Here is a 6,729-nt window from a genome sequence, read left to right as displayed (position 1 = left end):
GTGGGTCCCCCCGCCGGTCAACCCCCCCCCCCCCCCCCCCCGCCCCCCCCCCCCCCCCCCCCCGCGCGGGGGGGGGGGGGGGGGCCCCGCGACTGCACCGCAGAGGTTAGACGAGCTCGACCAGGTCCGCGATCGACGTGACCACCCGGGTCGGCCGGTACGGGAAGCGCTCCACGTCGCCGGCGGAGGTCAGGCCGGTGAGCACCAGGATGGTCTCCATGCCGGCCTCCATGCCCGCGACGATGTCGGTGTCCATCCGGTCGCCGATCATCACGGCGGTCTCCGAGTGGGCGCCGGCGGTGTTGAGCGCCTCGCGCATCATCAGCGGGTTGGGCTTGCCGACGAAGTACGGGTCCACGCCGGTGGCCTTGGTGATCAGGGCCGCGACCGAGCCGGTGGCCGGCAGCACGCCCTCGGTGGAGGGGCCGGTCTCGTCCGGGTTGGTGCAGATGAACCGGGCGCCCGCGTTGATCAGGCGGATCGCCTTGGTCAGCGCCTCGAAGGAGTAGGTCCGGGTCTCGCCGAGCACGACGTAGTCCGGGTTGTTGTCGGTCAGCACGTACCCGGCCTGGTAGAGCGCCGTGGTGAGGCCGGCCTCACCGATCACGTACGCGGTGCCGTTCGGGCGCTGGCTCTTGAGGAACTTGGCGGTGGCCAGGGCCGAGGTCCAGATGCACTCCTCCGGCACCTCCAGGCCCATCCCGGCCAGCCGGGCGCTCAGGTCGCGCGGGGTGTAGATGGAGTTGTTGGTGAGGACGAGGAAGGGCTTGCCGGACTCCCGCAGCCGGCGGAGGAACTCCTCCGCCCCGGGGATCGGCGTGCCCTCGTGGATGAGGACACCGTCCATGTCGGTCAGCCAGGACTCGATGGGCTTGCGGTCTGCCACGTGCGTGTCTCCCGGAATGTTGCAAGTCTTGCGGTGGGGCCCTGACGCGCCACAGCCTAATCCGCACGGATGGCCGGAGACAGAACGTCCCGTCCAAGGGGACGCGACGGCCGACGGACGGGCAGCGGGAGCAGCGGGGAACCGGGAGCAAAGGGGCACCCCGTGATTGAGTGGGCCGTATGAACCCGCTGACCGCCCCCCGCCCCCTCCGCGTCGGCCTGATCGGCTACGGCCTGGCCGGCTCCGCCTTCCACGCCCCGCTCATCGCCACCACGCCCGGGCTGCGGCTGGACGCCGTGGTCACCGCCAACCCGGAGCGCCGGGAGCAGCTGCGCCGCGAGCACCCGGACGCCCGCGCCCTCGACACCCCCGAGCAGTTGCTCGCCGACCCGGACGCGCTGGACCTGGTGGTCGTCGCCTCGCCCAACCGCACCCACGCCCCGCTGGCCCGCGCCGCCCTGCGGGCCGGCCTGGCCACCGTGGTGGACAAGCCGCTGGCCGGCACCGCCGCGGAGGCGCTGGAGCTGTGCCGGCTGGCCGAGGAGCGGGGCGTCCTGCTGTCGGTGTTCCAGAACCGGCGCTGGGACGGCGACTTCCTCACCGCGAGCCGACTGGTGCGCGGCGGCGCGCTCGGCCGGGTGCACCGCTTCGAGTCCCGGTTCGAGCGGTTCCGCCCGAAGCCCAAGCCGGGCTGGCGCGAGCTCGCCGACCCGGCCGAGGTCGGCGGCACCCTGTACGACCTGGGCAGTCACCTGGTCGACCAGGCGCTCACCCTGTTCGGGCCGGTCGAGACGGTCTACGCGGAGATCGACGTGCGGCGGGACGGCGCGGTGGTGGACGACGACGCCTTCGTCGCCCTGACCCACGCCTGCGGCACCCGCTCGCACCTGTGGACCAGCGCCATCACCCCGCTGATCGGCCCCCGGCTGCGGGTGCTCGGCGACACCGCCGGGTACGTCAAGCACGGCATGGACCCGCAGGAGGCCGACCTGCGGTCGGGCCGCCGCCCGGACGGTACCCACCCGTGGGGCGCCGACCTGCCCGAGCACCACGGCACCCTGGGCAGCGACGGGTCCGAGATCTCCCTGCCCACCGACCCGGGCGACTACCCCGCCTTCTACGCCGGCATCGCCGCCGCCCTGGCCACCCCCGGCACCCCGCCCCCGGTCGACCCGCGCGACGCGGTGGCCACCCTCACCGTCCTGGAGGCCGCCCGCACCTCCGCGGCCACCGGCCGCACGATCCGGCTGGGTTGACCACCTCCCGGCGGCGGCGGGCGCGGCGGGCGCGGCGGATGCGGCGGATGCGGCAGGCCGAGGCCGTGGCGGCCTCGGCCGCCCTCACACCCCGATGACCTCCACCGCCGAGCCCAGCCCCCGGAAGTCCGCCACGTTGCGGGTGTACAGCGGCAGCCCGTGGGCGGAGGCGACGGCGGCGATCATCAGGTCGATCCGGCGCGGGCGCGGCTGCCGTCCGGCGGCGATGGTCAGGGTGACGAGGGTCCCGTAGCGGGCGGCGGCGGCCGCGTCGAAGGGCAGCGGGTCGAAGTCGGCCATCGCCGCGCCGAGCACCTCCAGCCGGGCCGCCCGGCTGATCGGGTCGCGGGCCATCGAGACGCCCTGCTGGAGTTCGGCGAAGGTGATCGCGGTCAGCTCCGGCACGGCGGGCAGGTCCCCGGGGCTGAGCAGCGCCAGGTCGATGTACACACAGGTGTCGAGCACCCCGGCGGGCCGCCGCCGGGACGCCCTCCGGCGCTCAGCCACGCCGCCGCTCGAACGGGTCGTCGCCCTCGTCCCCGACGAGCTCCTCGGGCCCGAAGTACTCCTCGGCCTCCTTACGCATCTCCTGGTAGTCCACCCGCGGCAACTTCACGTGCCGCGCCACCAGCTCCTCCGCCGTGAGCCGCCGCCGCCCGGACACCGGCCGCAGCTCCGCGACCTCGACCCCGTTCCTGGTGATGTGGAAGGTCTCACCGGCCTCCACCGCGTCCATCACCGCGGCGGAGTTGTTCCGGAACTCCCGCTGGGTAATCGTCCTCATGTCTTCCACGGTAGCCCCGCGTAGCACCGACGGCTACACCCCGCGCGTTCACGGATTCACGCCTCGCCGCCCCGGTCGATCGGCTACGTTCGAATACCGATCGAGCACGCAGAGGGGGGCTCCCCGTCATGACCGGCACCGACGAGAAGGACCAGAACCCCTGGCTTTACGGCCAGGACGCTCCACCGGCGACCGTCCTGCCCCGCCCCACCGGTCCGTGGGCGGGCACCGTCGGCGCGGGCGCCCCCGTCCTCGTACAGCCGGGTGTGCTCCAGCAGACCGCCGGTGAAGCGCGGCGGCTACGTGGCGAGCTCAAGTCCTCCGTCACCCGCGTCGAACCGGACACGGCGGCGGCCGTCCAGGCCTTGGCCGAGGGGTGGGCCAGCGGGCCGGCCCTGTCCCAGGCGCTCACCTGGTGGAAGGCCCGCTGGACCAGCCTCGACAACCGGCTCGGCCTGACGGCCGACCGTCTGGACGCCACGGCACGCAGCTACCACGCCACCGACTCCTCCACCGCCACCGCCTTCAAGGGGCCGTGAACCATGGTGTCCTTCACCCAGCTCCGCTCGGCGTCCTTCGAGTCGCTCGACCACGCGGGCGACACCTGGACCGGCCTCTCCGGTCATCTGGAGCACCTCGCCGGCCAGGTCCGCTCGGGAGTCCTGCACCCGCTGACGGGTGGGAGCGGCGGGCCCTACGCCCAACCGTCCGACAGCCGGCCCTGGACCGGTGCGGCGGCCGACGAAGCGACCCGGGAAATCGGTTTCCTGGCCGACGAGTTGGCGGCCTTCCACTTCGAGGCCCTGGCTGTCTCCGCGGCTCTGCACCGCGCCGGCAGGAGCTTCGCCGAAGCCAGGAAGAAGCTGCTCCGCGCGATCGGCGACGCGGAGGCCCTGGGCGCGACCGTGGCCGCCGACGGCTCGGTCACGCTGCCCGCTCTCTCCCGCGAGGAGCGGAACGACCCCGAGACGGTGGCGTACCAGAAGCGGAAGTGGGACGAAGTCCAGCAGTACGTGCAGGTCATGACCGCGGCCGTGACGGCGGCCACCGAGGCAGACGGTGCCGTGGCCGCCGCCCTGCGCGCGCTCGACCCGGAGGAGGTCGACCCGGCGACGCATCCCGACGGGCTCGGCAACGCCCGGGGGGACCTGGAGACGGCTGCGGGCATGCCGAGCAACCCCGGCGACCTGAAGGCGTGGTGGGCAGCCCTCGACCCCGCCGTACGGGCCGGGCTGCTCGCCTCCGACTCACCGAAGCTGGTCGGGGCGGGGATCCTGGGCCCGACCGACTACGAGTGGTCGAAAGCGGACGAAGGCGCCGGGCCGTGGAAGGTCCGGGAGCCGGGCCTGCACGAGCAGAACGTCCGGGCGACGGCCCTCGCCCTCGTCGCCGGCGGCTCACTCGTCGGCTACCCGGATGCCTCCGTCAACATGGCGCACTACCTGGACGGCACCGGCACGCCCCTCACCGTGGATGTCGACCGCATGCTCGGCGACGACGCCGGCTTCAAGGCGGACGCGGGCGTCCAACTGGCCGCCAACACGGCCCAGTGGCGGCAGGCCGCGTTGGACGCGTTCGAGAAGTCGGGAGGGGCTCCGGTCTCGGTCCCCGTGGAGAGCCCGGTCGCCCACCGCACGTTCGGTGACCGCAACTGGTACCTGGCGGTCGGGAGTCATCCGTACCTCACGTCCGGGGTGGTGACGGCCGTCCCGGGGCCGGACGGGAAGCCCCGGGTCTCCCTGCAGTACCAGGTCAATGTCTGGGACCGTTACAACTGGGACCCGGGCAAGAGCACGCCGATCGCCGGTACGGACGTCACGGACGCCGACATGGCGAGCCTGCACCGGACCGGGCTGGCCAAGGAGTACGACATCGTCGGCAGGACCCGGCCGGTCACCGTCCGGCTCGACGACGGGGAGGGCGGTCCCGTGAGCGGCACCGACTTCCAGGGGGCCGGGGGGCCGCGCGGGGCGAGGCCGTGAGGCGGGGACGGTGAGGCGACGGCAAGGACGGACGCTCCTTCTGGGTGTCCTGCTCCCGTTGGTTCTGGTGGTGGGCGCGGTGGGGGGCCTGTACTGGTTGCGGGAGTGGGACCGGAATCCGGCGGCGGACGGTGGACGGCCCGGGGCGTGGATGGCGGTCACGGCGGAGCGGGTCACGGAGTTCGCACGGGTGCAGCCGCCGGCGTCGGCGGGTGAGCTGCGGTGGGCGTACCGGCAGGGGTTCCAGGACGACTCGGCGTTCCTGTCCTTCCGGCTGCCTCCGGGAGAGGAATGGGGGTTCCTGAACGGGCTGGGGATCCCGGTGAGTCCGGGCGCCGGGACAGACCTCGGGACCGGTGTGTCGGAGGGGTTCCGTCAGGCGGGGGCGCCGGACCCGAAGGCGGCGGGGGCGTTGCGCCACGGTTCCGTCGTCGCCGGGCCGCTGCCCGGTCACGGCAAGCGCCTCGCGGAGTCGGTCTGGCTGACGGTGGAGGCGGACGGCGCGACGCGGGTGTGGGTGCACGCGGTGGATGCTCCGTGAGGAATTCCCCTGTACCGCGGGGACCCGGGAGGTCGTAGGATCGTCGTGCTGAACGTCCGGAGCCGGGAAGACATCGAGAGGGGGGCCCGCCGTGGAGTTCGTCGCGATGGTGCTGGGCCTGCTCCGGGTGTTGACCGGGCAGTTGGTGACCGAGGGCGGCGGGCTCGCGTCCGTCGCCGCCGTGGCGGCGATGGTCCTGGTGGCCGGGGCGGTCGCGGGGGCCCTCGCCGGGGCGCGGTTGTTGGGGGCACGGGCCCCGGCCGCGGTGCGCAGCGGGGTGCTGCGACGCCGGGCGTTCCGTACGGCGTTCCTTCCGCAGCGTGATCCGGACGCCCGGGGCAGGCGACGCCCCAGGGCGCCGGGAGCGGCCCCGGCGGCCGCGTAGTCCCGCAGTTCTCCCGTACGGTGCCCGCGTTTCCGCGGCTGCCCGTACCTTCTTCGCGGCCGTCCTCCGCCGATCACTCATGTTCTGAGACCCCGGAGGGCTCGCTTCACCATGTCCGTCCTGTCTGTTCTCGACCCGGCCGTCACCGTCGCCCACGCCGCGGTCGCCACCCTCGCCCACGCCCTGCCGACGGCACTGGCGATCGTCCTGTTCGTGCTCGCCGTGCGGCTCTGCCTGCACCCGCTGGCGCGGGCGGCGGCGCGCGGGGAGAAGGCCCGCTCGAAGCTGGCGCCGAAGGTCGCCGCGCTGAACGCGAAGCACAAGAAGAACCCGGAGAAGGCGCGCGAGGCGCTCGCGGAGCTGTACCGGGAGGAGCAGGTCTCGCCGTTCGCGGGCTGCCTGCCGATGCTGGTGCAGATCCCGTTCTTCTCGGTGATGTACCGGCTCTTCACCACCCCGAACGACCTGCTGGACCACACCCTGTTCGGGGTGCCGCTGGGCCTGCACGTCGGGAACGCGCAGGGCGCCGGACAGTTCGCGGTGTTCGGCCTGCTGTACGCCGGGCTGGCGGCGGTCGGGTACGTCAACTACCGCCGGGCCCGGCGCGCGGCGGCCGCGCAGACCACCCCGCAGCCGGGGGCGGCGCTGCTGCCGTACCTGTCCTTCGCGTCGGTGGTCTTCGCGATGCTGGTGCCGGTGGCCGCCGCGCTCTACCTGCTCACCACCAGCGTGTGGTCGGCCTCCGAGCGGGCCTGGCTGTACCGCGGCACGGGGCAGGTCCCGGCGACGGCGCTCGCGGTCTAGTGTCCTGAGTCTGGAATTTCATTCATAAATATAGACTGATCCTATGGTGCGGACGGGTCGACCAAAGGTCGAGTTGGTGTTGTCGGACGAC

The 6,729-nt window shown here is 73.5% G+C and carries 9 protein-coding genes; 6 read left to right on the top strand and 3 right to left on the bottom strand.

Features of this window, described 5'->3' with window-relative positions:
* Positions 1 to 106 precede the first annotated feature (106 nt).
* Entirely contained in the window at positions 107 to 886 is a 780-nt protein-coding gene (locus tag ACFXOZ_RS41580) for an HAD-IIA family hydrolase (protein ID WP_380398397.1), read from the bottom strand.
* 179 nt (positions 887 to 1,065) lie between these two features.
* Between ACFXOZ_RS41580 and ACFXOZ_RS41575 the strand changes: the two genes are divergently transcribed.
* Positions 1,066 to 2,142 carry a Gfo/Idh/MocA family oxidoreductase gene (locus ACFXOZ_RS41575; RefSeq protein ID WP_380595252.1) on the top strand — a complete coding sequence of 359 codons (1,077 nt, stop codon included), beginning with the start codon at positions 1,066 to 1,068 and terminating at the stop codon, positions 2,140 to 2,142.
* A gap of 84 nt (positions 2,143 to 2,226) precedes the next feature.
* On the opposite strand, the gene ACFXOZ_RS41570 is transcribed toward ACFXOZ_RS41575, so the two are convergent.
* Both ACFXOZ_RS41570 and ACFXOZ_RS41565 read right to left on the bottom strand, forming a co-directional pair.
* Positions 2,227 to 2,649 (bottom strand): type II toxin-antitoxin system VapC family toxin, encoded by a 423-nt coding sequence (locus ACFXOZ_RS41570; protein WP_375883256.1) that lies wholly within the window; start codon positions 2,647 to 2,649, stop codon positions 2,227 to 2,229.
* Positions 2,642 to 2,926, bottom strand: a complete 285-nt coding sequence (locus tag ACFXOZ_RS41565) for a type II toxin-antitoxin system prevent-host-death family antitoxin (protein ID WP_360240707.1) — start codon at positions 2,924 to 2,926, stop codon at positions 2,642 to 2,644. Before ACFXOZ_RS41565 ends, ACFXOZ_RS41570 begins: the two co-directional genes overlap by 8 nt.
* Before the next feature lie 128 nt (positions 2,927 to 3,054).
* Here ACFXOZ_RS41565 and ACFXOZ_RS41560 point away from each other — a divergent pair, with 128 nt between their 5' ends.
* The 5 genes from ACFXOZ_RS41560 (at position 3,055) to ACFXOZ_RS41540 (ending at position 6,638) form a co-directional block, all read left to right on the top strand.
* Entirely contained in the window at positions 3,055 to 3,465 is a 411-nt protein-coding gene (locus ACFXOZ_RS41560; protein ID WP_380522576.1) for a WXG100 family type VII secretion target, read from the top strand.
* Positions 3,466 to 3,468: 3 nt separating this feature from the next.
* Positions 3,469 to 4,908, top strand: a complete 1,440-nt coding sequence (locus ACFXOZ_RS41555) for a hypothetical protein (protein ID WP_380595250.1) — start codon at positions 3,469 to 3,471, stop codon at positions 4,906 to 4,908.
* A gap of 412 nt (positions 4,909 to 5,320) precedes the next feature.
* A complete protein-coding gene (locus ACFXOZ_RS41550) occupies positions 5,321 to 5,449 on the top strand; it encodes a hypothetical protein (RefSeq protein WP_380522574.1) in 129 nt (42 codons plus the stop codon).
* Positions 5,450 to 5,540: 91 nt separating this feature from the next.
* Positions 5,541 to 5,834, top strand: coding sequence for a DUF6412 domain-containing protein (locus ACFXOZ_RS41545; RefSeq protein ID WP_380398388.1), 294 nt, complete (start codon positions 5,541 to 5,543; stop codon positions 5,832 to 5,834).
* Between the two features lie 111 nt (positions 5,835 to 5,945).
* Entirely contained in the window at positions 5,946 to 6,638 is a 693-nt protein-coding gene (locus tag ACFXOZ_RS41540; RefSeq protein WP_380522573.1) for a YidC/Oxa1 family membrane protein insertase, read from the top strand.
* Positions 6,639 to 6,729: the final 91 nt, after the last annotated feature.

Source organism: Kitasatospora sp. NPDC059160, from assembly GCF_042755465.1.
GTDB lineage: Bacteria > Actinomycetota > Actinomycetes > Streptomycetales > Streptomycetaceae > Kitasatospora.
Note: the sequence above shows the minus strand (reverse complement) of the source record. Positions and strands in the feature narration are given on the sequence as shown.

What these genes read in the sequence shown, in the direction of transcription:
- ACFXOZ_RS41575 (WP_380595252.1), top strand. Translation starts at nt 1,066, where the DNA reads ATGAACCCGCTGACCGCCCCCCGCCCCCTCCGCGTCGGCCTGATCGGC.
- ACFXOZ_RS41565 (WP_360240707.1), bottom strand. Translation starts at nt 2,926, where the DNA reads ATGAGGACGATTACCCAGCGGGAGTTCCGGAACAACTCCGCCGCGGTG.
- ACFXOZ_RS41560 (WP_380522576.1), top strand. Translation starts at nt 3,055, where the DNA reads ATGACCGGCACCGACGAGAAGGACCAGAACCCCTGGCTTTACGGCCAG.
- ACFXOZ_RS41555 (WP_380595250.1), top strand. Translation starts at nt 3,469, where the DNA reads ATGGTGTCCTTCACCCAGCTCCGCTCGGCGTCCTTCGAGTCGCTCGAC.
- ACFXOZ_RS41540 (WP_380522573.1), top strand. Translation starts at nt 5,946, where the DNA reads ATGTCCGTCCTGTCTGTTCTCGACCCGGCCGTCACCGTCGCCCACGCC.